Here is a 25,715-nt window from a genome sequence, read left to right as displayed (position 1 = left end):
ATGATAAGAGGAGTGATTGTATGAGTACGAAAACAAATGTTGTTGAAGTATTAAACAAGCAGGTAGCAAACTGGAATGTGTTATATGTGAAACTACATAATTATCACTGGTATGTGACAGGGCCACACTTCTTTACATTACATGAGAAATTTGAAGAGTTTTATAATGAGGCTGGAACGTATATTGATGAGTTAGCAGAACGTATTTTAGCTTTAGAAGGTAAACCATTAGCGACAATGAAAGAATATCTCGCAACATCTAGTGTCAGCGAAGGGACAAGCAAAGAATCTGCAGAAGAAATGGTGCAAACATTAGTGAATGATTATTCTGCACTTATTCAAGAATTAAAAGAAGGTATGGAAGTTGCAGGTGAAGCTGGCGATGAAACATCAGCTGACATGCTGTTAGCAATTCATACAACATTAGAACAGCATGTATGGATGCTAAGTGCATTCTTAAAATAACGATAAATATAATAGAAACCCATTGAAAAATTATTTCAATGGGTTTTTTTATGATTTTTCAGTTTTCTTTTATGCTATAATATAGTAAAAAGGAGGCGATGCGATGTTTCGCTTTTTCAGAACTGGAAAAGAAGAGCGGGAAATTACGAAAGATGAATTAGAACAAGCGATGGCTCAGTTTTTAGAAACGAATGCTAATATCGTTTATACAGTATTAGTAAATGAAGATTATACAGTAAATTATGATTTGTTAAAACCGTATTTACCTGCATTTCCAACAAATGATTTTCTCATAACGAAGGAAACGCTTGAGGTATTTGAACATACAGCAGAAAATTTAAGCCTAGTGAAAGAAATTGATGTCGTACAAAAAGCAGTAGACCAATACGTAACAGAAAAAGAAATGTTCCCAATTGTTGAAGGTAGCGAAGATCGCCTCATATGCGGAATGAAGCTAGGACCTTACTTAAATCGTAGCTTAAAAAGAGACTTATATATTTCAGAAAAACATTATTTAGTTTCAAGTAAACCAGATAGAAAAAAACAAAAGAGCGGGTAGATGTAATGAAAACAACAATACATATATTGTTGTCTTTTTTTGTTTGTTAAAATATTGATTTTTCAGTCTATTATTATTTATACTAAATGTATTGGACAGGGAAGAGTAACTATTAAGCATCATTTTGAGAATAAGGTATTGTTAGCGTGGGTTATACAAAGTGGTATAAAGATTCGCAAAAAATATTATAAAAGGTTTCGGGGGAATTGGTACATGAAAAATAGCATGACTTACATTCAATTATTAAATGAAACGTTACGTTGTTATGCAAATAAAGGAAGTTTTGAAGCGTACAATTATATAATGGAAAACGCTACAGGTGTAATAGGGAATGAGGCGCAAATATATAATTTTAAGTATGCACTCGCAAGTGCATCGGGACTTGAAAAAGAAGCATTACATTTAATGAGAGAGGCCATTATAGAAAAGGGATTCTGGTATGGAAATGAGTATTTAATTTCCGACGAAGATTTAAAATCACTACATAAATTTGAAGAATTTCATACAATGGTGCAATTATGTAAAGAAAGAGAAGAATTAGCACATAAAAAGGAAAGACCAGATGTGAAATATATATACAGCAAGAAAGAGGGAAATCTACTACTTACATTGCACGGTGACCAAGAAAATATACAAATAGTAGAACCATATTGGAATTCTGTGTTGACACAAGATTATATGTTAGCTTTACCACAGTCTTCACAAATTGAGTTTTCAGATGGATTTGTTTGGGATGATATAGAGAGAGGAAAAGAGGAATTAAAAGAGCATTACAATAAGTTTATAGAAAATCATACAGTAGAAAGTGTAATCATTGGTGGTTTTTCTGCAGGGGCGAGAGTAGCTTTATATACGATTTTACAACAAGATATAAATGTAGATGGTTTTGTTTTTATGGCACCATGGCTTCCCGAGATTGAAGAATGGGATGAGTTGTTAAGAGTGCTGCAGGATAAACATATAAAAGGATATATAGTATGCGGGGATCAAGATGAAGATTGTTTCGAATCCACGCAGCAATTTGTACAACTATTAAGAGAGAAGAATATAGAACATAAGTATAAAGTTGTGCCTGACTTAGATCATGATTATCCTATTAACTTTGAAGAGCTATTAAAAGAAGCTATTGAATATATAGGAAATGAAAACAATAAGTAGTAAGAAAAAGAGATGCATCACATGTGATGCATCTCTTTTTAGAATTATAAATTAAAAGCATTTGCTAATAAGCGATAAGACTTTAATTTATGTTCAAATTGATGAGTAATCGTGACAATCATAAATTCGTCAGTATTGTATGCTTTGCTTAAGTTTATTATTTTTTCTTTTACAGAAGACGGATCACCAACAATCATACGTTGACGATTTTCTTTTATACGGAATAAATCATAAGCGCTGTATGAATAATTTTGAGCAGTTTCAATAGAAGGTGTACCAGTAGTTCGTTTTCCTTGCTCTAATAATAAGATTGATAAATCTAAACTAGAAGCAATTTTTTCCGCTTCTTCATTTGTTTCTCCGCATATAACAAAGATGGCAACGATTGAATTAGGCTTATCTCCTAAAAATGAAGGCTGATATTGTTCTTGGTAAGCCCTCATAACTTCAGGGCCTCCGAAGCCGTTAATAAATTGTGCAAATGCGAAAGAAGCTCCGTTGTTTGCAGCAATTTTAGCGCTCTCTCCGCTAGAACCGAGCATCCACATTTCAGGAGACGTTGGGATAACTGGAGTGGCTTTTAAGTTTGCATAGTGATGGTTTTCTGGTACTTGATCATGTAAGTACATTGCAACGTCTGCAATTTGTTCTGGATATTGATCAAGTGAGACCATTTTCCCTTCTTGAAGTGCGCGAGTTGCTATTGGCATACCACCAGGAGCTCTACCAACACCGAGATCGATGCGGTTCGGATACAATGCTTCTAGAACACGGAAATTCTCAGCAACTTTATATGGGCTATAATGCGGTAACATAACACCACCTGAACCGACTCTAATACGGTCCGTTTTTGCGGCAATATGAGAAATAAGTATTTCTGGACTTGAACCAGCTAAGCTTACGGAATTATGATGTTCGGATACCCAAAAACGTGTGAATCCGAGTTTTTCAACTTCTTGTGCAAGCGTAACTGTATGTGAAAAAGCTTGGGCTGCTGTGCTACCATCTGAAATAGGTGATTGGTCTAATACACTTAACTTGATCATAGAATATACCTCTCAATCTTAATGTACATCCTATTATATATTTACTTATGAAAAATGCGTAGTGAAATGCTCAAAATGAAAAGCGGATAATCTTATTTCCGCTTTTAACGAGAAAATCCGCGTTCATAATGATTCATTTCGACTAGATTTAAAATATATTCATAGTTGTCAATTTCACGTTTTAGTTGTTCACGTTCTTTTTCAGATAGTGTCATATTGCTAAGTTTTTTACATAAGTTTTGTTTCTTTAATTCTAAATGTTTTTTTGTAGCATCATAGTCATAGGTATGTTTCATTTTTAACCACTCCTTCTTTGTAGTTGCTATATTATACGAAGTATAAAGAAAAGTGAGATCTGTCTCTTATGTACTTTTAGTGAATATTCAAATTGCAATGGTGTTATGTTTATGGGGATGTATGAATAAAATGCACTAAACCACTAACGTCCATTTGATGAAGTAAGGGGTGGAATTGTGCAGAAAGATATAATGTATAACACTGAAATGGATGAAGCGTTAAAAGTTATAGATAAAGGATTGAATAAGACGACAAGCCCAAAACAGATTATTGTAGTGGGAGCTGGTATGGCTGGGTTAGTTTCAGCCTCTTTATTAAAGGCTGCAGGACATGATGTGAAAATTTTTGAAGCAAATAACCGGGTAGGTGGCCGTATAGAAACGGTTAGAATGGAAGATACCGGATTATATTTAGATGTTGGAGCAATGAGGATTCCATATTCGCATACATTAACGATGACATATATAAGAAAATTTGGGCTACAGGTGAGACCTTTTATTAATAGGAATGAGACGGATATTATATACGTAAATGGACGGAAAACGACGTTAAAACAATATGAAAAAGATCCAAGTATTCTAAGATATCCTGTGGAAATGAATGAAGTTGGAAAAACGTCAGAGGAATTATTATTGTTAGCGGTACAGCCCATTATAAATTTTATAAAAAAGAACCCAGAAAAAAATTGGGACGTTGTAGTAAAGGATTTTGGAAGATACTCTACTGGGCAATTTTTAAAGTATCATCCTTATCAGTATAATACTTACTTTTCGCCAGTAACAATTGAGATGATTGGTGTTCTATTAGATTTAGAAGGTTTTTTGGAACGATCGTTTGTAGAGACTTTACGCTTTCTATACATTATGCAAGAGGAGAGCGGATTTTGTGAAATTGTGGGCGGGAACGATAGATTGCCAAAGTCATTTTTACCGCAATTAGAAGAGAATATTATATATAATCAAAAATTAATGAAGCTACATCAACACGATAATGGTGTGACAGCTTTCTATCGGAACGAGGAAACTTTTGAATATAGTAGTATTACAGGAGATTTAGTTATTGTTACCATTCCGTTTTCGACAATGCGTTTTGTAGAAGTAGATCCGTTTGATTCTATATCTCATGAAAAATGGAAAGCAATTCGTGAATTACATTATATGCCTGCGACGAAAATAGGAATTCAATTTAAAAGCCGATTTTGGGAAGAACAAGGACAATTAGGCGGCAGAATTATAACAGATTTGCCAATTCGTTATGCCTATTATCCAAGTTATGGAATTGGGCAGAAAGGACCGGCTATGATGTTAGGTAGCTATACATGGTCTTATGACGCGTTGTTATGGGATGGTTTATCAAAAGGTGATCGTATTTATTACGCATTACACAACTTAGCAACAATATTAGGTGGTCAAGTGTATGATGAGTTCATATCTGGAATATCAAAAAGCTGGACATTGGATCCGTATGCGCTTGGAGGATTTGCACTTTTTCAAGCAGGTCAAGAATCTGAGTTGCAACCAGCGATTGTCAAACCAGAGGGGAGAATATTCTTCGCTGGAGATCATACAACGCTATATCACGGATGGATTCAAGGTGCGATTGAATCTGGAATTCGTGTAGCGGTGGAAGTGAATGAGTAAAAGGTTTTCAATTCAGAAAATTCTTTACTATATAACTTGAGATGGATATTATTATATATAAAAGAAATATAGGGAGTGTTTACAGTGAATCCGTTATTATTCGATTTTCCTTCTGAATTTTATACTGACAGGCTTTTTATTCGAATGCCGAAACCAGGAGATGGTAAAGTTGTATATGATGCAATTCAGGCTTCAATAGAAGAACTAAAACCTTGGATGGTGTTTGCACAAAAAGAGCAAACAGAGCAAGAAGTAGAAGAAAGTATTAGAAAATCACATATTCAATTTTTGCAACGTGAGGATTTAAGATTACTAGTATTTTCGAAAGAAACAGGTGAATTTATTGCTTCAGCCGGATTACATCGTATTAATTGGGATATACCTCAATTTGAAATCGGATATTGGATTGATACAAGGTTTAGCGGAAAAGGCTATATGGTAGAGGCTGCGAAAGGTATAACGGATTACGCTTTTTCTGAATTGAAAGCAAACCGTGTAGAAATTCGTTGTGATTCTTTAAATAAGAAGAGTAGAGCGATACCTGAGAAATTAGGTTTTAAGTTAGAAGGTACGTTAGAAAGTGCGAGTGTTGCGGTAGATGGAAACGGATTAAGGGATATGTGTGTATTTGCCATGACTAGAAATACATATGAAAAAGAAGAGCTGTAAGAAAATAGCTCTTCTTTTTATGCATTATGGTACAGGATGTCCATTAGAGCTTTCGAAAATTGTAAACCATTGTTGACGGTCTAAGTTAACTTTTGTAGCAAGAGCGGCAGTTTTTACGCGATCTAATTTACCAGAGCCAACGATTGGCATCATATTAGCTGGATGAGCAAGTAACCAAGCATACATAACCGTATCGATATTAGAAACACCTAGCTCAGTAGCAACTTTTTGCACAGTTTCGCGTACACGTACAGCACGTTCTGATTGACCAGTAAAGATCTCACCACCAGCAAGAGGTGACCAAATCATTGGATTGATTCGTTTTTCTTGGCATAAGTCAATTGTTCCTTTTTCAAAATGCTCAAGCTGCAATGCAGAAACTTCAATTTGGTTCGTAATAAGTGGAAAATCTAAGTACGAATTTAACATATTAAATTGTGAAGGTAAGAAGTTAGATACACCGAAGTGACGAACTTTTCCTTCTTGTTTTAATTGTGAAAATGCCTTTGCCACTTCATTTGGATCCATAAAAGGATCGGGACGATGAATAAGTAATACGTCAATATAATCTGTATGTAAATTGTTAAGTGATGCTTCTACACTTTGCATAATATGCTCTGTACTAGTATTGTAGTGAGGAACATATCGTTCTGGAAATTTCGGTGATGGGGGAGCGATTCCACACTTTGTAATAATTTGCATGTTTTCTCGTAAGGAAGGCTTTAATTGTAAAGCTTCGCCAAATAACCCTTCACACGTATATGCGCCGTAAATATCAGCGTGATCAAAAGTAGTAATTCCCATATCCATACAATCTTCAATGAAAGAAAGTAATTCTTGTTTTGTCATATTCCATTCTGCTAAACGCCAAAATCCTTGAATAATACGAGAAAATTCTAGCGTTTCAGCCATTTGAACTCGCTCCATTATAAGTACCCCCTTGATGAATAATAATGTTTTGAAAAGGCTTTCTTACTACATATTATTATATAGTTAATTAGGTGTACAGACAATAAATATGTTTTGCTACAAAAATGATTTTCTCTATATGTTATAATGTAGAAACATATAGCTATAAGGAGATGTACGAAATGATTCCAGTAACAATATTAACTGGTTTTCTTGGATCGGGGAAAACGACATTATTAAATCGTATTTTATCAGAAAATCACGGTAAGAAATTAGCGGTGATTGTAAATGAAATAGGGCAAATTGGCATTGATAATCAGTTGATTATGAATGTGGAAGAAGAAATTATGGAAATGACAAATGGCTGTTTATGCTGTACTGTACGTGAAGACTTACTTGTTGCTTTAAAACAGTTATTGGACGTAAAAGCAGAAGGGAAAATGGATTTTGATGGTTTAGTAATTGAAACGACTGGCCTTGCAAATCCAGGCCCGATTATTCAAACATTCTTTTTAGATCCAGTCATCCAATCTGCTTACCAAATTAACGGTGTTGTAACGGTGGTAGATAGTTATCATATACATAAACATTTTGAAAAAGGATTAGAAGCAAAAGAGCAAATTGCGTTTGCTGATGTTGTTTTAGTAAATAAATTAGATTTAATTGAAGAGAATGAGAAAGAAAATCTCTTGCATGAAATTCAAGGAATTAACCCGACTGCAAAGTTAATTGAGGCGACTAACTGTGAGGTAGATATACCATCTTTATTACAAATCCAAACGTTTAAAACGAAAGATACGTTGCAAATTTACCCTCATAAAGAACATAACCACTTAGAAGGTGTGAAATCATTTGTATTACGTGAAGAACGTCCGCTGGATTTACAAAAGCTTAATGAGTGGATGTCAGCTGTCGTGCAAGAGCTAGGGGAATATTTATATCGTTACAAAGGAATTTTATCGATAGACGGAGTAGATAAACGTATCGTTTTCCAAGGCGTACATACGTTATTTGCTGCTTCGTACGATAGAGAGTGGCAAGAGGGCGAAGAGCGAGTAAGTGAAGTAGTTTTTATCGGAAGAGATATTAATAAAGAGTGGTTCCAAGAACATTTCGAGGAGTGTGTGAAATAAGTCTGCGTAAATTGTAGGCTTATTTTTTATGAGCATTCTATTAGATTGTAAAACAGAATTAAATAAGGGAAAGAAACTAAAAATTGATAACTGTATAATAAAAAGCCTGTTTTCACAGGCTTGTATTTTCGTCTATTAGTAACTCCATTACAACACCTACAACTGGACCTTCATCATCAATATCCCCATTTAAGCGGAAACCAAATGATTCATACAGTCCCATTGCAAGTTTGTTGTCTGGATGTAAACTTAAGTAAATTATTTTACATTCAAATTTTTCTTGTAAGAATTGAATGAGTAAGCGAAGGAAACGTTTTGCGTATCCTTTTCCTTGATATTGTTGGTCAATCATAAAGCGATCGAGCCATACACTTTTATGTTTTACTGAATACCATCCATACATTGCGTATCCTACAATTGTTTCGCCATCATATAAACCTACTGACGTTCCGTTTCCTTCATATAATGATTCTGCTAAAGAAAACGCGTTACTTTCAATAAATTGTTGCTGATCTTTTGCGACGTCTAAAGCAACTACTGAACGCCAATTTTTTGCTGTTACTTCACAAATGTGAAGATTCATAATTCCAACTCACCTTCTAAATTAATATAGCTTTCAAGCTAATATGGATAATTTTACTTGTTATTTTGGTCAAGTCAAGGATAAATACATAAAAAGGCAGCTGAATAACAGATTCAGCTGCCTAGAAAATATAATGGATTAGTTTGTTGCTTCTTTCAATGTATTTACGTTTTCTTCCATTAAAGTGAAGTAATCTTTATTATTTTTTGCATCATCTTCAGAAATAGTAGCTAAGTGATTTAAGCGTAAAACTTTTGTACCAGTTTCTTTTTGAATTACGGATGCTACTTTTGGAGTAGAGAACGTTTCGAATAAAATATATTTTAGATTATGTTCTTTTACTGTTTTTGTAATGTCAGCAAGCTGCTTTTGAGATGGTTCATCAGAAGCTGAAATTCCAGCGATAGGAATTTGTTTTAGGCCGTATCGTTGTTCCCAGTAACCATAGGCAGCATGAGAAACTAAAATTTCTTTCGTTTTTGCGTTCGCTACAGCTGCCTTAAATCCATCGTCTAAATCAGTAAATTTAGTTTGAAGTGCTGCAAAGTTTTTTTCGAATTCTTTTTTATGTTCAGGTTGTAATTCTACAAGTGCATTTTTAATTTTTTCTGCTTGTTTCATTGCTAGAGTAGGATCTAACCAAACATGTGGGTCTTTATCGTGATGATGTTCATCTTCTTTATGGCCATCTCCATGATCATGATGCTCTTCTTCAGTAGAAGCACGAAGCTCAATACCTTTAGATGCATTTACAATTTTAACATTTTCTTTTTGTAATGTTTTTTCCATTTTTTCAGCAAATGGTTCTAATTCAGCGCCGTTATAAACAAATAAATCGGCTTTTGCAACTTGTACTGTTTGTTTTTGACTTGGTTCAAATGTATGTGAATCTGCACCAGGTGGGTAAATTGCTTCAACATTTACATAGTCGCCACCAATTTTCTTTGCGAAATCAGCAAGTGGGAAAATCGTTGTATAAACTGTTAGCTTTCCATCTTTCTTGGCATTACTTTCTTTTTTATTTGAGCAGCCAGCGAAAATTAAGGTAAAAATAAGTAAGAATGAAAATATAGTCAATCTTTTAGGCATGAAGTTCTCCTCTTTTCTTTTTTACGGATATATTTTCCCCAATTATAGAAGAAAAATATCATTTTAATACAAAACGGAATAATTACGTTTTAGTTTGCGAACTTAGTATAATACATCTTTAATAAAGTTGCAATAAATAATAATCATTCCGATTTGTTTTTGTTATAAAGTTGTCAAATATAGGTGTATTATTTTGCAAATGCATGCATATGTGACAACGCTGTTTTCATATATTGAAAAGGAGGTAAAGAGGGGGATGAGCGCTTGGGTTACTTAATGGAAGCTATTTTATTAATATTAGCGGTAGTATTGCCATTATCTTTCGTATTAATTTTTTTAAGAAGATTAATAAGTAATTTAGGGGACGCTACAACAATAACGAAATTACAAGAGAGAAATGAGAAAAAAGAGTGAGTAAAGCACTATGCGTACGCATAGTGTTTTACTTGTGGTAAAATAAGAGCAGGAAACTCCTAAAGGTTGTATTTTACTGAAGGAGAGAAAAGTAAAATAAGAGGTATATGTATATATGAATAAGCGAACAGCGTTAATACTTGGTGCAAGTGGTTTAGTTGGACAAGAGATAACGCGTCTATTACTTGAATCAGATTACTACGATTCGGTTACTATTTTTGTAAGAGAGCCAATGCAATTGCAACATGAGAAGTTACAGCAGAAACAAGTTGATTTTTCGGTATTAGAGGAATATAAAGAGTTCTTTGCTGTGGATGATGTTTTTAGTTGCTTAGGAACAACAATAAAAAAAGCAAAAACAAAAGCAAATTTTAAAAAAGTAGATTATGAATATACGTTACGAGCTGCTTGTTTAGCTGAAAAACAAGGGGTACAAAATTTCCTTGTCGTGTCTTCTATGGGAGCGAATCCTAAATCATTTTTCTTTTATTCACAAGTGAAAGGGAAAATGGAAGAAGAATTGCAAAAGTTAGTGATCGGTGGTATTCACATTTTTAGACCATCATTATTAGTAGGAAATCGACAAGAATTTCGTTTCGGCGAACAAATGGCTGAAAAGTTATCTCGTATTATTCCTTTTATCTTTAAAGGGGCTTTCAAAAAGTATAAACCAATTTCAGCTAAAGATGTGGCGAAAGGGATGTATATAACCGCGCTGCGAGAAGAATCGGGTATCCATACTTATAATTCAAATGAAATTACAACGATAGAATAAATAAAACCGAGAAGAATGACTTCTCGGTTTTATTTATTCGTATGAATTTTCCCTGGCGCTCGCTCATATTGATACGGTTCTTCTAACTCAAAGCCAAGTTCATTGGCGGCTATTCGTGGGAAGTAAGGATTGCGAAGTAACTCACGTCCGATAAAAATTAAATCTGCTTCGTTATTGTTTAAAATTTGCTCTGCTTGTACTCCGGTCGTAATTAATCCAACTGCACCAGTTGCAATGTTAGCATGCTCTTTAATATGTTTAGCATATTGTACTTGATACCCAGGATAAACATCGATGCTTGCAGGGACAACAGCTCCAGAGCTACAATCGATTAAATCTACTCCTTGTTCTTTCATCCATTTTGTATACTGAACATAATCTTGAACTGTTAACCCTTCAGGATGATAATCATTTGCTGAAATACGGACAAATAACGGTCCGTTCCAAACTTCATTTATCGAGTCAATGATTTCGCGTAAGAAACGATAGCAGTTTTCAGGTGAGCCGCCGTATTCATCCGTCCGTTTATTAGTAAGTGGTGATAGGAATTCATTGATAAGGTAACCGTGAGCGCCATGTATTTCAATAACATCAAATCCAGCTTGTTTTGATCGTACTGCAGCTTGCTGAAAAGCTAATACAGTATTTTTAATTTGGTGTTTGCTCATTTCTATTGGCATTTTCATTGTTTCATTAAATGGAATGGCTGAAGGAGCTAACGCATCTGTTTCTAATTCTGCTTTTCTTCCGGCGTGAGCGAGTTGAATGGCAGCTTTTGCGCCGTTATCATGTATAAAAGTAGTCGTTTTATGTAAGCCTTCAATTAGGTTGTCATCCCAAATACCTAAGTCTTTGTTAGAAATTCGTCCTTCAGCTAACACCGCAGTTGCTTCAACCATAACTAAACCTACTTGGCCAGCAGCGCGAGTTCCATAATGAATGAGATGAAAATTCGTAACGCTGCCATCCTCATTCCCCGAGGAATACATACACATAGGCGACATAACGATACGATTTTTTAGTGTAACGTTCTTAATTGTATAAGGTGAAAAAAGCTTGGAATTCATCAAATAGCCTCCTTGATTGAATTTTCTTATATTTTACCATTCTCTTTTTTGTTTCTCTATTAAAACGCTTATACGAAAAATTTTGTATATTCGTGTTACAATGACTAATATGAACTGAATTGGAGGATGGCATATGTACCAGGCTTATTATGAAAGCGAATTAGGTTTGCTTGAAATTACAGCGAATCAAGAAGGAATTACGTCTGTTATATTTGTTGATGAACGACAAGAAGAAAATAAAAATGAAATGATAGAACAATGTATAAATGAGTTAGATGAATATTTTAAAGGGAAAAGAAAAGAGTTTACGGTCCCGCTGTCTGCGGAAGGAACAGCATTTCAAAAAAATGTATGGGATGCACTTTATACTATTCCATACGGCGTAAGTGCTTCATATTTAGATATTGCAGAGAAAGTTGGAAATATAAAAGCTGTACGGGCAATAGGAGGGGCAAATAGTCGGAATCCAATTTCAATAATTGTTCCATGTCACCGTGTAATAGGAAAGAGTGGAAAGCTTGTTGGATATGCTGGTGGTTTATGGAGGAAAGAGTGGTTATTAAAACACGAAGGTATTTTGAAATGACGTATGGATGGGAAGAGGGATTGTTTTGAAATGTATAAATTGTGGGCAACCTTGCGAGGAGGAACAGTTAAATTGTGCAAGTTGTCAGCGAAACTTGGATAATGAACAAGAGGAAGGTAGCTCGTTAATAGATAAAGAACTGGAAGTATATGTAGGGAGACAATATCCGTATTACAAAAGGAAATGGGATCTTGAGAATAAGCGGATTGCTAGGTGGAGCTGGAATGGTTGGGCTGCTATTTTCAATATAGGCTGGCTAGGATATCGTAAGTATTATGTACCAGCTGCTTTATTTATGTTGTTATTAGTAGCGTGTGATGCATTTTCGTATTATATGGGATTTAATGTAGCGTTGCCAATCATTAATATGGTGCCTCTTACGTTTTTATTACTCATTTTTATTCTGTTTGGAATGGGGATTTTTGCAAATGGATTATACTATCAATTTGCGGAAAGACGTATATACCGAATAAAAGCAAGAGAAATAAAAGATAAATCAGTTGAAAACTATCTAATCAATGATAGCGGCGGAACGAGCAAAATGGGAGCGACAATTGTTACTATTTTAGCAGTTGCTAGCATATTTTTTAGTCATTTCTTTTTTCCGACTGATCGAGACGTTATTCAAAAGGTTCGTACAAGCTCGCTTTATGAATATCCTTTCTTTTCAATAGGTGAATCTTTCGAAAATTATTTTCAAAATTCAGGTTGGATATATTATCGTGGAACGGAAGGGTTAGAATTAGTAGAATTCCAAGGATATAACACCGGAACGCCAAGACAAAAGGTGAAGATTCAATTTGTTGTCGATTATAAATTAGGTGAAGTGGAACCATACTCACTTATGGTTAATGGTGAATCTAAAACTGAAGAAGAGTTTTTGAAGCTGATGGAAGAAATATTTAAAGTTCAAAATCCATTTGATATAGAGGATGGATTACAAGTAAATGCTATTCAAGAAAGCGGCTGGAAAGAAATTTCCGATCGCTTTTTTCTATGTTTGTTAAAATAAATATTTAAAATAATCAGAATCTTTTGTATAATGAAATATATTATATAGGATTTAACTTATACATATAGATTGGGGGAAGGAAGAATGAAGAGAAAGACAACAACAATTGCTGCACTTGCGTTAACGACAAGTGTATTGGTTGCAGGATGTGGGAATGGTGAGAAGGCTTCGACAACGAAGAAAGAATCGAATAAGGGAATGGCCGATAAACAAGTTTTAAATTTGCTAGAAACAGCTGAAATTCCTTCAATGGATACATCTAAATCAACGGATTCTGTATCTTTCCGTGTATTTGTAAATGCAATGGAAGGTTTATATCGTCTAGATAAAGATAATAAACCAACACCAGGTATGGCAAAAGATGTGAAGATTAGTGAAGATAAAAAGACATATACATTTGAATTACGTGATGCGAAATGGTCAAATGGTGATCCAGTTCGAGCACAAGATTTTGTATATGCATGGCAACGTACATTAGATAAAGCATTAGCGGCAGAATATGCATTCATTTTATTTGATGTGAAAAATGCACAGAAAGTAAATAAAGGTGAATTACCAGCAGATCAATTGGGTGTTAAAGCGAAGGATGATAAAACGTTGGTAGTAGAATTAGAGCAACCAGCACCTTATTTTCTTGAGCTTACGTCGTTCCCTACATTTTTCCCATTAAATGAAAAATATGTGAAAGAGCAAGGAGATAAATACGGATTAGAAGCAGATAAATTAGTATATAATGGACCATTTACAATGAGTCAATGGAAACATGAACAAAATTATCAGTTGAAGAAAAATCCTAATTATTGGGATAAAGATACTGTAAAATTAGACGAAATTAATGTAAGTATTGTGAAGGAAACAAGCACGGGAGTAAATTTATATGATAGTGATCAAGCAGATCGAGTTATTTTAACTTCTGAATTTGTTGATAAATATAAAAAGAATAAGCCAGATGAATTTAAAACGAAGTTAGATCCACGCATATATTTCTTACGTTTTAACCAAAAAAATGCAACATTTAAAAACCAAAAAGTACGTGAAGCGATTGATTTAGCATACGATAAAAAAGGAATTGCTGATGTCATTTTAAATGACGGTTCATTGCCAGCATATTTCTTAGTACCTGAAAAATTCACGACAGGTCCGGATGGAAAAGATTTCCGCTCTGTAAATAAAAACTTCCGTGATAGTAAAGATAATGCAGAGAAAGCAAAAAAATTATGGGAAGAAGCGAAGAAAGAGCTTGGTCAAGATACAATTACGGTTGAATTACTAAACGATGATAACGGTAGCCGGAAAAAAGTAGGCGACTTTATTAAGGAAGAACTAGAGAAAAACTTGCCTGGTATTAAAGTAAATTTGAAACAGCAACCATACAAGCAGAAGCTAGATTTAGAAAAGAAATTCCAATACGAATTCTCATTATCTGCATGGAGCCCTGATTATCCGGATCCAATGACTTATATTGATATGTTTGTTACTGGAAGCTCATTTAATGAAATGGATTATTCTAATCCGAAGTATGATGATTTAGTAGCGAAATCAAAAGGAGAGCTATTAAAAGATGATAAAGCACGCTGGAATGCACTTGCGGAAGCTGAAAAAATCTTAATTGGTCAAGACGCAGCAATTTCTCCTACGTACCAACAAAGTACAGCTTATTTAGAGAAGCCGTTTGTAAAAGGCATTGCTAACCATACGTTTGGCGGGGACTTCAGTTATAAATGGGCATATATTACAAAAAAATAGTATAATGAAAGGTGAGTGAATTTTCGCTCATCTTTTATTTGTATAAGGAGGAATTATAGTTGTTAAGGGGAATCAATCATATTTGTTTTTCGGTATCTAATTTAGAAAACTCTATTATGTTTTATGAAAAAGTATTAGAAGGAGAATTATTAGTTAAAGGAAGAAAATTGGCTTATTTTAACATATGTGGAGTATGGATAGCGCTTAATGAAGAGACGCATATTTCGAGAAATGAGATTCATCAATCTTATACGCACATTGCATTTTCTGTTGAACAAGAAGACTTTAAATGTCTAATACAGCGATTAGAAGAAAATGATGTTCATATTTTACAAGGAAGAGAACGTGATGTAAGAGATTGCGAATCTATATACTTTGTTGATCCTGACGGTCATAAATTTGAGTTTCACTCAGGGACACTGCAAGACCGTTTAAATTATTATAGAGATGAGAAACCTCATATGACATTTTATTAGGGAGGGATAGCATTTGCATGCACTTGTAATTGGTGGAACAGGAATGCTAAAGAAAGTTTCTATGTGGCTTTGTGAGAAAGGATTTTATGTTTCTATTATCGGCGAGATGAAGTGAAATTAGAAAATGTTAAGCAAATGAGTTCTGCACCAGAAAATATTACATGCCTTTCGTTAGATTATCATAATGATGAAGATGTAAAGTTAGCTACTAAAAGTACAATTAAGAAAAATGGCCCGATCACATTAGTTGTTGCATGGGTACACACAAGTGCAAAGCATGCACTATCAAATATTTGTAAAGAACTAGATTTGTCGTCTAAAACATATAGTTTATTTCATATTTTAGGTAGTAAAGCATCACGTATGCCTGCACAAAAAATAGGGAGTACGCGATGTATTTATCATAGAATTATTTTAGGTTTTATTTTAGAAGATACATATGGAAAATGGCTTACTCATGAAGAGATAGCTGATGGAGTTATAAAAGGGATTGAAAGTAAACGAGCGGAGTGGATTGTAGGGAGAGTTGAACCGTGGGAATTACGACCAACATGGTGAGGGGGAGTAAGAAATGAAAACAACTATATATGTAACAAGGCATGGTGAAACAGAGTGGAATGTAGCGAAGCGAATGCAGGGACGAAAAAATTCTGCTTTAACTGAAAATGGTATAGTTCAGGCGAAACAATTAGGAAATCGAATGAAAGATTTACCAATCCATGCGATCTATAGTAGTCCGAGCGAAAGAACACTTCATACGGCAGAGTTAATAAAGGGGGAACGTGATATACCCATTATAGCGGATGAGCATTTCTATGAAATCAACATGGGTATATGGGAAGGAGAAACAATCGCGGATATAGAAAAGCAATTTCCAGAAGAAGTACATCTATTTTGGAATGAGCCACATCTTTTTCAGTTAACATCAGGCGAAAATTTTGAGGCCGTTTATGAAAGAGTAATTGAAGGGGTGCATCTTCTTTTAGAGAAGCATAAAGGACAAAACATATTGATTGTTTCTCATGCGGCAGCAGCAAAATTACTTGTAGGGCATTTCGCGGGAATTGAAATAGAAAATGTGTGGGATGATCCATTTATGCATAGTGCCAGTTTGAGCATAATAGAATTTGAAGAGGGTATTGGTAAAGTGAAACAATTTGCAGATATAAGTCACTTTCAATAAATGTAAAAAAGGCCGCAAAACGGCCTTTTTTGGGTGGTATAAAAACTAGCAGTTACGTTTTTTATACCAGAAGTGATCAAATTTCTTATTTTTGCAAGATGGGAATTTATGTCCGCCTTTGCAATCATTCCATTTGTGTCCGCTATCGTGACAGTCTTTACCATGATCACATGAATCATCGCAAGAGCCACCGTGTCCGTGAGGGAAGAACTCGCATTTTTTACAGTAACATCGTTTAGTCCAGTAAAATTTCTTTTCAAAGCGTACACATTTTGTAACGAAAGTACAATGTTTTCTACGCGTACGTTTTGTAACTAAAACGCATTCTTTTCTACGCGTTACTTTCGTAACGAACGTCCATTTTTGAACGCGTACGCGAGTACATTTCGTAACAAATGTCCATTTTTTTACATGAGTACATTTTGTAACGAAAGTACAATGTTTCACACGAGTACATCTTGTTCTTGGGCAATTACAATCATCGCTACATTCAACTTTTGAAGAGCAATCATCATCGCATTCAAAAGTACTTGGATCTTGGTGTAAGAAATCCTCCATCCCAGCACTTTTGATTTCTTCAACAGCTTTTCTAATATCACGTTTCATAGAAATCCTCCTTATCATGTATTAAAGTGAAAAGGTATTCTTTTTCCTTAACATGATATGTATGTAGGCATCTTTCTGAACAGGACAAGAGTGTAATTTTATATAAATAGATGATTGCGGATGTATGGACAAGACAAGGCGCATACATTGAATGAAGAGAACTGAGAAGGGATGAGAAAACATGCTGCCTTCATATGATTTTTTTGTTCATCCAATGTACTTAGTGGAATTGAAAAAGGACATTTGGTCAGATAGTCCAGTGCCAGCAAAATTAACTTATGGAAAAAAGAAGTATGATATTGATATCGTATACCGAGGAGCTCATATTCGCGAATTTGAGAAAAAGTCTTATCATGTTATGTTTTATAAGCCTAAAAAATTTCAAGGTGCGAAAGAGTTTCATTTGAATTCGGAGTTTATGGATCCGTCTCTCATACGAAATAAATTATCTTTAGATTTTTTTCATGATATTGGTGTACTTTCGCCAAAATCACAACATGTATTTATAAAAATTAATGGTCAAATTCAAGGTGTGTATTTACAGTTAGAATCGGTTGATGAAAATTTTTTGAAAAATAGAGGATTACCGAGTGGTTCTATTTATTATGCGATAGATGATGATGCGAATTTTTCATTAATGAGTGAACGAGATAAAGATGTTAAGACAGAGCTCTTTGCGGGTTATGAATTTAAATATTCGAATAAAAATAGTGAAGAACAACTGAGTGAATTTGTATTTCAAGCGAATACTTTGACGAGGGAAGCCTATGAAAAAGAAATTGGGAAGTTTCTACATGTAGATAAATATTTACGATGGTTAGCAGGAGTTATTTTTACGCAAAACTTTGATGGTTTCGTTCATAACTATGCACTATATCATAACGATGAAACAAATTTATTTGAAGTTATACCGTGGGATTATGATGCGACTTGGGGGCGAGATGTACAAGGGAGACCACTTAATCATGAATATATTCGCATTCAAGGGTATAATACGTTAAGTGCAAGATTGCTAGACATACCTGTATTTAGAAAGCAGTATCGAAGTATTTTGGAAGAAATATTAGAAAATCAATTCACAGTTTCGTTTATGAGGCCGAAAGTAGAAGGGTTGTGTGAATTGATTCGCCCATATTTACTACAAGATCCATACATGAAAGAAAAATTAGAAACATTTGATCAAGAGGCTGATATGATTTATGAATATATAAATAAAAGAAGAAAGTATATACAAGACCACTTACATGAATTAGATTAATTTTGAAAGAGATTGAAACGTTATCAATCTCTTTTTTTTGTATAATAAAGATGTATCGATAAAAATGAAGTAATATATTTGATAGAGAATGGGGATGCGGATATATGACGATTAAATGGATTGATTGGGTAAAACAAATACAATCTATAGCTCAAGCGGGTTTAACGTATTCTAAGGATGTGTATGATATTGAGCGTTTCCAGCAATTACGAGATATTTCTATTTCAATGATGTCACATTACACGAAAACAGATTGGGAAGTCGTAGAGAAATTATTTGCACGTGAGACAGGCTATCAAACACCTAAAGTTGATATAAGAGCGGTTGTTTTTCAAAATGAAAAGTTATTATTTGTGAAAGAAAAAAGCGATGGGAAATGGGCATTGCCAGGTGGATGGGCTGATGTCGGTTATACGCCAACCGAAGTTGCAGCAAAAGAGGTTTTCGAAGAGACTGGTTATGAGGTAGATCATTTTAAGTTACTAGCTATATTTGATAAAGAAAAACATCAACCCTCTCCATCGGCGACGCATGTATATAAGATTTTCATTGGATGCGAGATTATTGGTGGAGAAAAGAAAACTAGTATTGAAACAGAAGAGGTGGAGTTTTTTGGTGAAAATGAATTGCCTAATTTATCAATTGCTAGAAATACAGAAGACCAAATTAAAGAGATGTTTGCCTACATGAAGGACCCGCAGAAAGAGAAATTAATAGATTAATCCTGCTTGAATTGTACATATTGTTAAAATGAAGATATTGGCAGATTGCAGCCTTTATGTAATAATGGGATGGTATGTGAAGAAAAAAGGAGATAAAAAAGAACATGTTAGCAAACATAATAGATCAGTTATTGCAATTTTTTGCAAGCTTAGGTTACTTTGGAGTAGCTCTTGCTTTAATGATTGAAGTAATCCCGAGTGAAATTGTACTTTCGTATGCTGGCTTTTTAGTAGCGAATGGTAAAATTAGTTTTGTGGGTGCAGTTATCGCCGGAACGATTGGTGGTACTTTAGCGCAAATCTTTTTATACTGGCTTGGATACTACGGAGGGCGTCCGGTTGTAGAGAAATATGGGAAATATCTACTTATTAATAAACATCATTTAGACATAGCGGAAGGTTGGTTTAAGCGTTATGGAGCAGGCGTAATATTTTCTGCGCGCTTTATCCCAGTAGTACGTCATGCGATCTCTATTCCAGCAGGACTAGCTAAGATGCCATTAAAACTATTTACACTTTATACGGTTGTAGCGATCATTCCATGGTCAATTCTATTTATATACTTAGGTGAAAAACTTGGTGGGAATTGGCGACAAATTAAAGAGTATGCATCTGATTACACACATTACATAATTATAGGAGCTGTTCTTTTTATTGCTCTATACTTTGGTTTAAAATATTTCAAAAAGAAAAAAGCAGCGCGTTAAAGTCAATGATTTTTCATTGGCTTTTTTTGTTTGTTTCGGTTCTAAAGAAAAGGAGTTGTCCATAATGTGTAATAATAAAGCGTAGCGGAGGAATGTGATGAAAGGGTCACCGTTTATACGTGGAACGATATTTTTAACGATGGCAACGATGATATCAAAAATGTTAGGGTTTATATATGTTATACCATTTACAGCGATGGTCGGTACGAGTGGTTACGTTCTATACACATATGCATATCGTCCTTATACCATCATGCTCAGTATAGCAACAATGGGATTACCGCTAGCTGTTTCAAAGATGGTATCAAAATATGATCAACTGAATGATTATCATACGGTTAAGAGAGTGTTGAAAAGTGGAATCGTGTTTATGTTTATAATGGGAGTCATTTCGTGTTTTACGTTATATATGCTAGCTCCGCATTTAGCTAAACTTGTCATCGATGGGAATGATCAAACGGGGAATAGTGTAGGAGCGGTTACTACTAATATTCGAATTGTAAGTTTTGCGTTAATACTTGTGCCAGTAATGAGTTTATTAAGGGGCTTCTTTCAAGGATTCCAATCGATGGGGCCTTCTGCATTAAGTGTAGTTGTAGAGCAATTTTTTCGGGTTTTAACCATTTTAATAGGAAGCTTTGTCGTTTTATATGTTTTAAAAGCTTCTGTTTCGCTAGCGGTTGGTATTTCAACGTTCGGTGCATTTATGGGAGCTGTAGGTGGATTAACTGTTTTAAGTGCGTATTATATAAGAAGGAGAAGGCACTTAAAGAAAAAAGAGATGGAAAGTATACCACAAACAACGAAATCTTTTTTCTCATTGTATAAGGAGCTCTTTACATATTCTATTCCTTTTGTTGTGGTGGGCTTAGCAATTCCGTTGTATCAGACGATTGATACATTTACAATTAATAAACTACTTATACAAATAGGGTATATGCAAGGAGAAGCGGAAAAAATTAATGCGATAATTGGTCTTGTTCAAATGGTTGTGCTTATCCCGGTATCCGTTGCGACAGCTTTTAGTATGTCTCTCGTACCAGAGATGACGAAAGCTTACACAGCAGGAAATACGAAGCTATTGTACAAACATTTTACGAGAACAAATGTATTAGTAGTAGCAATTACGGTACCGGCGGCAATTGGAATGATGGTGTTAGCCAAACCTGTATATACTCTTTTATTCGGTGCTGGAAATGATCCAGAAATGGGGAGAATCATTTTACAGTATTATGCTCCTGCTTGCATACTATTTTCTCTTTTTACAGTAACGGCTGCTATGCTACAAGGAATCAATCAACAGCAGAAGACGGTGCTAGGACTAGTGATTGGAATTATTGTGAAGATAGTTTTAAATATTGTATTGCTTCCGTATTTCGATTATGTAAGTTTTATCATTTCAACATACGCGGGCTATACGATTTCAGTCGGGTTTAACTTGTGGATGCTTTCTAAATATGTTATAAAGGCAACATAAGCTTTTAAGGCAGAGAGCACTCTGTCTTTTTCTATGTTTATCCCGCTTTAACGGGCAGTGAGACCCTCACCGCACAATTCAGCGAAAGAAAAGAAGTTTGGTTGGGGGCGGATAACCCGTAAAAGCCCGATTTGTAAGGGCTAATAATTAGTGAGGATGAAGCCCCCCACTGATTAAAGTTTCACTTTATAATATTTTTCTTATAAAAACGTTTTCAAAATAATTTTTCTATTGAAATTTAAACGTATGTTTCATATGCTGAGAATGGCGGTTTAAAAACTGTGATTTAAGAGAGGTAGATTCCTACATGTAAAAAGAATCGGGGTGATAGTATGTTAAATATATATTTAACAGACCGAAACGGAAAACTACAAGAGATTGAGGAAATGCAAAAGGGGTGCTGGATTAATGTACTTCATCCAACAGAAGAAGAAATTCAATATCTAGTACAAACTTTAAATGTAGACTTAGATTTCATTAAAGACCCTTTGGATGATGAAGAACGCTCTCGTATTGAAAAGGAAGACAATAATACTTTAATTATCGTGGATATTCCGACAGTTAGACATGATGAAGAAGGAAATTCGATTTATGACACGATTCCAATAGGTATGATTGTGATGCCGGATTGTTTTGTTACAATCTGCTTAGAAGAGAATCCAATTTTTGAACGTTTTATTAATCAACGTATTAAAGAATTTTATACGTTTAAGAAGACGCGCTTTGCACTTCAGCTCTTATATACGATTTCTACTTATTATTTAAGATACTTGAAGCAAATAAATCGAAAAACAATTGATTTAGAGCATCAATTAAATCAGTCAATGAAAAATAAAGAGATTTTCACATTGTTAGGCCTTGAGAAAAGTTTAGTATACTTTACAACGTCATTAAAGGCTAATAAAATTGTAATTCAAAAGTTAATGCGTAATAGTACATTTTTAAAAATGTATGAAGACGATCAAGATTTATTAGAAGATGTATTAATTGAAAATAAACAGGCTATTGAAATGGCGGAAATATATAGTCACATTTTAAGTGGAATGATGAATACTTTTAGCTCCGTTATATCAAATAATTTAAATAGTGTTATGAAACTGTTAACGTCAATTACGATCATTTTATCTTTACCGACGATGGTTTCTAGTTTCTTTGGAATGAACGTAAAGGTTCCGTTTGAAGGGGAAGCCCACGGTTTTGTAATTGTACTCATCATATGTGTAACACTATCTTTCACGTTAGCTTTTGTTTTTTGGAAGAAACGTTACTTTTAACGATAAGAAAGCTGCTCTAGCATAGTTATATAACTACGCTAGAGCAGCTTTTTTGCTATGAAATCTCAAATTTTGAATAGAATATAACTTGTACAATGTAATGTATATAAAGGGTATGTATGCCATATAAACCTTGTTCAATTAATGAAATGGGGTTAAAATTACATATTGTTAATGAAAAGTTGGAGGAAATACATCATGGAATTGTTTCAATTACCGAAAGCATTCCTGCAAATGAATACAATTTTTATCTCCATATTGATCGAAGCACTTCCTTTCGTGCTCATTGGTGTATTTATTTCAGGATTCATTCAAATGTTCGTGACAGAAGATATGGTGGCAAAATGGATGCCGAAGAACCGATTTCTGTCTGTTTTATTAGCTACTTTTTTAGGTATGTTGTTTCCAGGTTGTGAATGTGGAATTGTTCCGATTGTAAGACGATTAATTGGAAAAGGCGTTCCACCATACGCAGGGATTGCATTTATGTTAACTGGACCTATTATTAATCCAGTTGTATTATTTGCTACTTATGTTGCCTTTGGGAGTAGTATGCACATGGTATGGTATCGTTCTATTGTAGCGATTATCGTAGCCATTATCGTTGGAATTATATTATCCTTTATGTTTAAAGAACATCAATTAAGAGATGATCACTTCCCAGAAGTGAATAATAAGCGTCCACTGCGTAAAAAAATGTGGGATGTATGTACACACGCTGTTGAGGAATTCTTCTCAATGGGAAAATATTTAGTACTAGGTGCGTTAATTGCAGCAGCGGTACAAACGTTTGTACAAACTTCAACACTTCTTGCTATTGGACAAGGTCCGTTTTCTTCATCAGCTGTTATGATGGGACTTGCTTATATATTATCACTTTGTTCAGAGGCAGATGCATTTATCGCTTCTTCGTTCCAAAGTACGTTTTCAACAGCTTCACTTGTCGCGTTCCTCGTTTACGGACCGATGGTGGATATTAAAAATATGTTTATGATGCTTGCGACATTTAAAACTAAATTTGTAATTGTTGTTATAGTTACAGTTACTCTTGTTGTTTATGCAAGCTCACTACTCATTTATGCGATGGGGTGGTAGGTTATGTTTCGAGCATATATATTATTAGGTTTTACAATATTAATTGCGCAGCTTCATATTTCCGGTAACATTACGAAGTATATCAATATGAAGTATGCCTATTTATCAACAACAGCAGCAATTATTTTAGGTTTCTTAACCATTATACAAATTATCGTCGTTTTCCAAAAAGAGCACCAAAAGGAAAAAGAGAAAAATGATTGCAGTTGTGACCATAGCCATTGCGGGCATGATCATTCAAAAGATGAGAATACATGGTGGAAAAAAGCATTTTCGTACTCCTTGTTTTGTTTTCCAATTATCTCAGGGTTATTTTTCCCAATTGCGACGTTAGATTCGGATATTGTTAAAGCGAAAGGATTTCACTTTCCTGTTGCACAAGCAGAAAGTAAGGATCCATTTATGACAAGACAATTTCTAAGACCTGATACGAGCATTTATTACGGGAAAGAAGGATACCGTGGTGTAATGGAAAAAGGGAAGAAAGAGTTTGTTACGAAAGACAATATTAATTTGAAAGATGAAGACTTCCTAAAGGGTATGGAAACAATTTATAATTATCCTGGCGAGTTTACTGGGAAAAAATTATCTTTTAAAGGGTTTGTTTTTAGGGATGATTCTTCTAAAAAAGAACAATACTTCTTATTCCGTTTCGGTATTATACATTGCGTAGCAGATTCTGGTGTGTATGGTATGTTAGTGAAAAAGCCAGAAGGCGTAGAGTGGAATAATGATGACTGGATTCAAGTAGAAGGAGAGATAACTACTGAGTTTTATCAGCCGTTTCATGCGAATATTCCTGTATTAGAAGTAACAAAATGGAATAAAGTTGAACAGCCGAAAGAACAATATGTATTTAGAGGAGCCGATTGATAAAATCGGTTCTTTTTTGTGGACTAAAAGTTCTGAATGTTGTTAATATTAAACGTGTAGTTCATTTAGTATAGTGATTATTGAAATATTAGGGATAAATCATTAAAGGGGTGATAACAATGACAGAAGTAAAGGGGAAAACAGCCAATGAGTCAAGGGTGTTCAAAACGAGCCGAGTATTCCCAACAGATTTAAATGATCATAACACGCTATTTGGTGGGAAGATATTAGCGGAGATGGATATGGTTGCTTCTATTTCAGCATCCAGACATTCGAGAAAGGAATGTGTCACAGCATCTATGGACTGGGTCGATTTCTTACATCCTGTTCGTTCTTCAGATTGTGTTAGTTATGAATCTTTCGTAATTTGGACGGGAAGAACTTCGATGGAAGTGTTTGTGAAGGTAGTAGCTGAAGATTTAATTTCAGGTGAGAAGCGTATAGCGGCAACGTCATTCGTTACTTTTGTGGCACTTAGTAAGGAAAATAATCCAGTTCCAGTACCGCGTGTTATCCCTGAAACAGAAGAAGAGAAAGAATTACATCGTATTGCTGTGTTACGTGCAGAACAGCGTCATATACGTAAGGCAGAGAGTAAGAAAGTAGCCACATTGTTAACCTTTTGAGATGAATATTTAGCCATTTAAGTTACTATAGCAGTCGGAAATGGTTTTAAAATGAAAAGCGGACACCTAAAAATAGGTGTCCGCTTTTATAGTTTTTTCATCCACATATCATATGACAGTAGCTACTTAGCAGAAGCAAGCAGCACCGACGATGATTAAGAGGATAAATAATACGACTAATAGCGCAAATCCATTACCATGTGCGAAGCCCATTGTTATTTCCTCCTTTTATTTTAAGATACAACATACAATATGCAAATGAGCTATTGTT

At 34.6% G+C, this 25,715-nt stretch carries 29 protein-coding genes and 1 pseudogene; 22 read left to right on the top strand and 8 right to left on the bottom strand.

Going from position 1 to position 25,715, the window contains the following annotated elements; genetic code table 11:
- Window positions 1–20 precede the first annotated feature (20 nt).
- The 3 genes from MKY38_RS12215 to MKY38_RS12205 all read left to right on the top strand — a co-directional run bounded on the left by MKY38_RS12215 (window position 21) and on the right by MKY38_RS12205 (window position 2,181).
- Window positions 21–464, top strand: a complete 444-nt coding sequence (locus MKY38_RS12215; RefSeq protein WP_000105199.1) for a Dps family protein — start codon at window positions 21–23, stop codon at window positions 462–464.
- A 103-nt stretch (window positions 465–567) separates the two neighbouring features.
- Window positions 568–1,023 carry a DUF3939 domain-containing protein gene (locus MKY38_RS12210; RefSeq protein ID WP_000488210.1) on the top strand — a complete coding sequence of 152 codons (456 nt, stop codon included), beginning with the start codon at window positions 568–570 and terminating at the stop codon, window positions 1,021–1,023.
- Window positions 1,024–1,236: 213 nt separating this feature from the next.
- A complete protein-coding gene (locus MKY38_RS12205) occupies window positions 1,237–2,181 on the top strand; it encodes an alpha/beta hydrolase (protein WP_341049110.1) in 945 nt (314 codons plus the stop codon).
- Window positions 2,182–2,225: 44 nt separating this feature from the next.
- Here MKY38_RS12205 and MKY38_RS12200 read toward each other — a convergent pair whose 3' ends face one another.
- The gene (locus tag MKY38_RS12200; protein WP_000594045.1) at window positions 2,226–3,227 is read right to left on the bottom strand and encodes an LLM class flavin-dependent oxidoreductase; all 1,002 of its coding nucleotides are present in this window, start codon (window positions 3,225–3,227) and stop codon (window positions 2,226–2,228) included.
- Window positions 3,228–3,331: 104 nt separating this feature from the next.
- Window positions 3,332–3,523 (bottom strand): DUF3896 family protein, encoded by a 192-nt coding sequence (locus MKY38_RS12195; protein ID WP_000683359.1) that lies wholly within the window; start codon window positions 3,521–3,523, stop codon window positions 3,332–3,334.
- A 177-nt stretch (window positions 3,524–3,700) separates the two neighbouring features.
- Here MKY38_RS12195 and MKY38_RS12190 point away from each other — a divergent pair, with 177 nt between their 5' ends.
- Together MKY38_RS12190 and MKY38_RS12185 are read left to right on the top strand one after the other, a co-directional pair.
- Complete coding sequence (locus tag MKY38_RS12190) at window positions 3,701–5,164, top strand: flavin monoamine oxidase family protein (RefSeq protein WP_001168130.1); 1,464 nt, start codon at window positions 3,701–3,703, stop codon at window positions 5,162–5,164.
- An 84-nt stretch (window positions 5,165–5,248) separates the two neighbouring features.
- Window positions 5,249–5,833, top strand: a complete 585-nt coding sequence (locus tag MKY38_RS12185) for a GNAT family N-acetyltransferase (RefSeq protein ID WP_001068736.1) — start codon at window positions 5,249–5,251, stop codon at window positions 5,831–5,833.
- Between the two features lie 24 nt (window positions 5,834–5,857).
- On the opposite strand, the gene MKY38_RS12180 is transcribed toward MKY38_RS12185, so the two are convergent.
- On the bottom strand, window positions 5,858–6,760 hold the full coding sequence (locus tag MKY38_RS12180) for an aldo/keto reductase (RefSeq protein ID WP_016122350.1): 903 nt from the start codon (window positions 6,758–6,760) through the stop codon (window positions 5,858–5,860).
- Window positions 6,761–6,924: 164 nt separating this feature from the next.
- On the opposite strand from MKY38_RS12180, the gene MKY38_RS12175 reads away from it, so the two are divergent.
- Window positions 6,925–7,875, top strand: coding sequence for a CobW family GTP-binding protein (locus MKY38_RS12175; protein WP_000613422.1), 951 nt, complete (start codon window positions 6,925–6,927; stop codon window positions 7,873–7,875).
- Window positions 7,876–7,987: 112 nt separating this feature from the next.
- On the opposite strand, the gene MKY38_RS12170 is transcribed toward MKY38_RS12175, so the two are convergent.
- A complete protein-coding gene (locus tag MKY38_RS12170; protein ID WP_016122351.1) occupies window positions 7,988–8,458 on the bottom strand; it encodes a GNAT family N-acetyltransferase in 471 nt (156 codons plus the stop codon).
- Between the two features lie 138 nt (window positions 8,459–8,596).
- Complete coding sequence (locus MKY38_RS12165) at window positions 8,597–9,547, bottom strand: metal ABC transporter substrate-binding protein (protein ID WP_001126148.1); 951 nt, start codon at window positions 9,545–9,547, stop codon at window positions 8,597–8,599.
- Window positions 9,548–9,811: 264 nt separating this feature from the next.
- On the opposite strand from MKY38_RS12165, the gene MKY38_RS12160 reads away from it, so the two are divergent.
- The gene (locus MKY38_RS12160; RefSeq protein WP_000540933.1) at window positions 9,812–9,961 is read left to right on the top strand and encodes a hypothetical protein; all 150 of its coding nucleotides are present in this window, start codon (window positions 9,812–9,814) and stop codon (window positions 9,959–9,961) included.
- Window positions 9,962–10,076: 115 nt separating this feature from the next.
- Window positions 10,077–10,736 (top strand): oxidoreductase, encoded by a 660-nt coding sequence (locus MKY38_RS12155; protein ID WP_001042735.1) that lies wholly within the window; start codon window positions 10,077–10,079, stop codon window positions 10,734–10,736.
- A 29-nt stretch (window positions 10,737–10,765) separates the two neighbouring features.
- Here the strand turns inward: MKY38_RS12155 and namA are convergent, their stop codons facing one another.
- Entirely contained in the window at window positions 10,766–11,803 is a 1,038-nt protein-coding gene (gene namA / locus MKY38_RS12150; RefSeq protein ID WP_001086180.1) for an NADPH dehydrogenase NamA, read from the bottom strand.
- Window positions 11,804–11,936: 133 nt separating this feature from the next.
- On the opposite strand from namA, the gene MKY38_RS12145 reads away from it, so the two are divergent.
- The 6 genes and pseudogenes from MKY38_RS12145 (at window position 11,937) to MKY38_RS12120 (ending at window position 16,806) form a co-directional block, all read left to right on the top strand.
- Window positions 11,937–12,389, top strand: coding sequence for a methylated-DNA--[protein]-cysteine S-methyltransferase (locus tag MKY38_RS12145; RefSeq protein ID WP_000283907.1), 453 nt, complete (start codon window positions 11,937–11,939; stop codon window positions 12,387–12,389).
- 7 nt (window positions 12,390–12,396) lie between these two features.
- A complete protein-coding gene (locus MKY38_RS12140; RefSeq protein WP_002023926.1) occupies window positions 12,397–13,401 on the top strand; it encodes a DUF2628 domain-containing protein in 1,005 nt (334 codons plus the stop codon).
- 84 nt (window positions 13,402–13,485) lie between these two features.
- On the top strand, window positions 13,486–15,147 hold the full coding sequence (locus tag MKY38_RS12135; protein ID WP_000824278.1) for a peptide ABC transporter substrate-binding protein: 1,662 nt from the start codon (window positions 13,486–13,488) through the stop codon (window positions 15,145–15,147).
- Window positions 15,148–15,206: 59 nt separating this feature from the next.
- Window positions 15,207–15,623 (top strand): FosBx1 family fosfomycin resistance bacillithiol transferase, encoded by a 417-nt coding sequence (gene fosB / locus MKY38_RS12130; protein WP_000943774.1) that lies wholly within the window; start codon window positions 15,207–15,209, stop codon window positions 15,621–15,623.
- Window positions 15,624–15,636: 13 nt separating this feature from the next.
- Window positions 15,637–16,181: pseudogene (locus tag MKY38_RS12125) on the top strand (short-chain dehydrogenase).
- Window positions 16,182–16,194: 13 nt separating this feature from the next.
- The gene (locus tag MKY38_RS12120; protein ID WP_065223558.1) at window positions 16,195–16,806 is read left to right on the top strand and encodes a phosphoserine phosphatase 1; all 612 of its coding nucleotides are present in this window, start codon (window positions 16,195–16,197) and stop codon (window positions 16,804–16,806) included.
- Window positions 16,807–16,851: 45 nt separating this feature from the next.
- Here MKY38_RS12120 and exsB read toward each other — a convergent pair whose 3' ends face one another.
- Window positions 16,852–17,412, bottom strand: coding sequence for an exosporium protein ExsB (gene exsB / locus MKY38_RS12115; RefSeq protein ID WP_000817482.1), 561 nt, complete (start codon window positions 17,410–17,412; stop codon window positions 16,852–16,854).
- Between the two features lie 181 nt (window positions 17,413–17,593).
- On the opposite strand from exsB, the gene cotH reads away from it, so the two are divergent.
- The 8 genes from cotH to MKY38_RS12075 all read left to right on the top strand — a co-directional run bounded on the left by cotH (window position 17,594) and on the right by MKY38_RS12075 (window position 25,444).
- Complete coding sequence (cotH, locus tag MKY38_RS12110; RefSeq protein ID WP_000938001.1) at window positions 17,594–18,670, top strand: spore coat protein CotH; 1,077 nt, start codon at window positions 17,594–17,596, stop codon at window positions 18,668–18,670.
- A gap of 104 nt (window positions 18,671–18,774) precedes the next feature.
- Window positions 18,775–19,392 carry an NUDIX hydrolase N-terminal domain-containing protein gene (locus tag MKY38_RS12105; RefSeq protein ID WP_000153583.1) on the top strand — a complete coding sequence of 206 codons (618 nt, stop codon included), beginning with the start codon at window positions 18,775–18,777 and terminating at the stop codon, window positions 19,390–19,392.
- A 104-nt stretch (window positions 19,393–19,496) separates the two neighbouring features.
- On the top strand, window positions 19,497–20,099 hold the full coding sequence (locus MKY38_RS12100; protein WP_000880691.1) for a DedA family protein: 603 nt from the start codon (window positions 19,497–19,499) through the stop codon (window positions 20,097–20,099).
- A 97-nt stretch (window positions 20,100–20,196) separates the two neighbouring features.
- Window positions 20,197–21,576, top strand: coding sequence for a putative polysaccharide biosynthesis protein (locus MKY38_RS12095; RefSeq protein WP_000678845.1), 1,380 nt, complete (start codon window positions 20,197–20,199; stop codon window positions 21,574–21,576).
- Between the two features lie 332 nt (window positions 21,577–21,908).
- A complete protein-coding gene (locus MKY38_RS12090; protein WP_000932389.1) occupies window positions 21,909–22,850 on the top strand; it encodes a magnesium transporter CorA family protein in 942 nt (313 codons plus the stop codon).
- 198 nt (window positions 22,851–23,048) lie between these two features.
- On the top strand, window positions 23,049–23,945 hold the full coding sequence (locus tag MKY38_RS12085; RefSeq protein ID WP_000418716.1) for a permease: 897 nt from the start codon (window positions 23,049–23,051) through the stop codon (window positions 23,943–23,945).
- 3 nt (window positions 23,946–23,948) lie between these two features.
- A complete protein-coding gene (locus MKY38_RS12080; protein WP_000488043.1) occupies window positions 23,949–24,818 on the top strand; it encodes a TIGR03943 family putative permease subunit in 870 nt (289 codons plus the stop codon).
- Window positions 24,819–24,937: 119 nt separating this feature from the next.
- Entirely contained in the window at window positions 24,938–25,444 is a 507-nt protein-coding gene (locus tag MKY38_RS12075; protein WP_000141164.1) for an acyl-CoA thioesterase, read from the top strand.
- Between the two features lie 126 nt (window positions 25,445–25,570).
- Here the strand turns inward: MKY38_RS12075 and MKY38_RS12070 are convergent, their stop codons facing one another.
- Window positions 25,571–25,657 (bottom strand): YjcZ family sporulation protein, encoded by an 87-nt coding sequence (locus tag MKY38_RS12070; protein WP_000505094.1) that lies wholly within the window; start codon window positions 25,655–25,657, stop codon window positions 25,571–25,573.
- Window positions 25,658–25,715: the final 58 nt, after the last annotated feature.

Source organism: Bacillus sp. FSL R5-0585 (assembly GCF_038004545.1).
Taxonomy (GTDB): domain Bacteria; phylum Bacillota; class Bacilli; order Bacillales; family Bacillaceae_G; genus Bacillus_A; species Bacillus_A cereus.
The sequence above is the reverse complement of the archived record's forward strand: the minus strand, read 5'-3'. Positions and strand labels throughout refer to the sequence as shown.

Coding starts and splice junctions, on each gene's coding strand:
- MKY38_RS12215 (WP_000105199.1), top strand. CDS start 21: ATGAGTACGAAAACAAATGTTGTTGAAGTATTAAACAAGCAGGTAGCA.
- MKY38_RS12200 (WP_000594045.1), bottom strand. CDS start 3,227: ATGATCAAGTTAAGTGTATTAGACCAATCACCTATTTCAGATGGTAGC.
- MKY38_RS12085 (WP_000418716.1), top strand. CDS start 23,049: ATGGAATTGTTTCAATTACCGAAAGCATTCCTGCAAATGAATACAATT.
- MKY38_RS12210 (WP_000488210.1), top strand. CDS start 568: ATGTTTCGCTTTTTCAGAACTGGAAAAGAAGAGCGGGAAATTACGAAA.
- MKY38_RS12165 (WP_001126148.1), bottom strand. CDS start 9,547: ATGCCTAAAAGATTGACTATATTTTCATTCTTACTTATTTTTACCTTA.
- MKY38_RS12155 (WP_001042735.1), top strand. CDS start 10,077: ATGAATAAGCGAACAGCGTTAATACTTGGTGCAAGTGGTTTAGTTGGA.
- MKY38_RS12195 (WP_000683359.1), bottom strand. CDS start 3,523: ATGAAACATACCTATGACTATGATGCTACAAAAAAACATTTAGAATTA.
- MKY38_RS12070 (WP_000505094.1), bottom strand. CDS start 25,657: ATGGGCTTCGCACATGGTAATGGATTTGCGCTATTAGTCGTATTATTT.
- MKY38_RS12135 (WP_000824278.1), top strand. CDS start 13,486: ATGAAGAGAAAGACAACAACAATTGCTGCACTTGCGTTAACGACAAGT.
- MKY38_RS12180 (WP_016122350.1), bottom strand. CDS start 6,760: ATGGAGCGAGTTCAAATGGCTGAAACGCTAGAATTTTCTCGTATTATT.
- MKY38_RS12170 (WP_016122351.1), bottom strand. CDS start 8,458: ATGAATCTTCACATTTGTGAAGTAACAGCAAAAAATTGGCGTTCAGTA.
- MKY38_RS12145 (WP_000283907.1), top strand. CDS start 11,937: ATGTACCAGGCTTATTATGAAAGCGAATTAGGTTTGCTTGAAATTACA.
- MKY38_RS12090 (WP_000932389.1), top strand. CDS start 21,909: ATGTTAAATATATATTTAACAGACCGAAACGGAAAACTACAAGAGATT.
- MKY38_RS12075 (WP_000141164.1), top strand. CDS start 24,938: ATGACAGAAGTAAAGGGGAAAACAGCCAATGAGTCAAGGGTGTTCAAA.
- namA (WP_001086180.1), bottom strand. CDS start 11,803: ATGAATTCCAAGCTTTTTTCACCTTATACAATTAAGAACGTTACACTA.
- MKY38_RS12080 (WP_000488043.1), top strand. CDS start 23,949: ATGTTTCGAGCATATATATTATTAGGTTTTACAATATTAATTGCGCAG.
- MKY38_RS12120 (WP_065223558.1), top strand. CDS start 16,195: ATGAAAACAACTATATATGTAACAAGGCATGGTGAAACAGAGTGGAAT.
- MKY38_RS12205 (WP_341049110.1), top strand. CDS start 1,237: ATGAAAAATAGCATGACTTACATTCAATTATTAAATGAAACGTTACGT.
- MKY38_RS12095 (WP_000678845.1), top strand. CDS start 20,197: ATGAAAGGGTCACCGTTTATACGTGGAACGATATTTTTAACGATGGCA.
- exsB (WP_000817482.1), bottom strand. CDS start 17,412: ATGAAACGTGATATTAGAAAAGCTGTTGAAGAAATCAAAAGTGCTGGG.
- MKY38_RS12175 (WP_000613422.1), top strand. CDS start 6,925: ATGATTCCAGTAACAATATTAACTGGTTTTCTTGGATCGGGGAAAACG.
- MKY38_RS12105 (WP_000153583.1), top strand. CDS start 18,775: ATGACGATTAAATGGATTGATTGGGTAAAACAAATACAATCTATAGCT.
- MKY38_RS12100 (WP_000880691.1), top strand. CDS start 19,497: ATGTTAGCAAACATAATAGATCAGTTATTGCAATTTTTTGCAAGCTTA.
- cotH (WP_000938001.1), top strand. CDS start 17,594: ATGCTGCCTTCATATGATTTTTTTGTTCATCCAATGTACTTAGTGGAA.
- MKY38_RS12140 (WP_002023926.1), top strand. CDS start 12,397: ATGGGAAGAGGGATTGTTTTGAAATGTATAAATTGTGGGCAACCTTGC.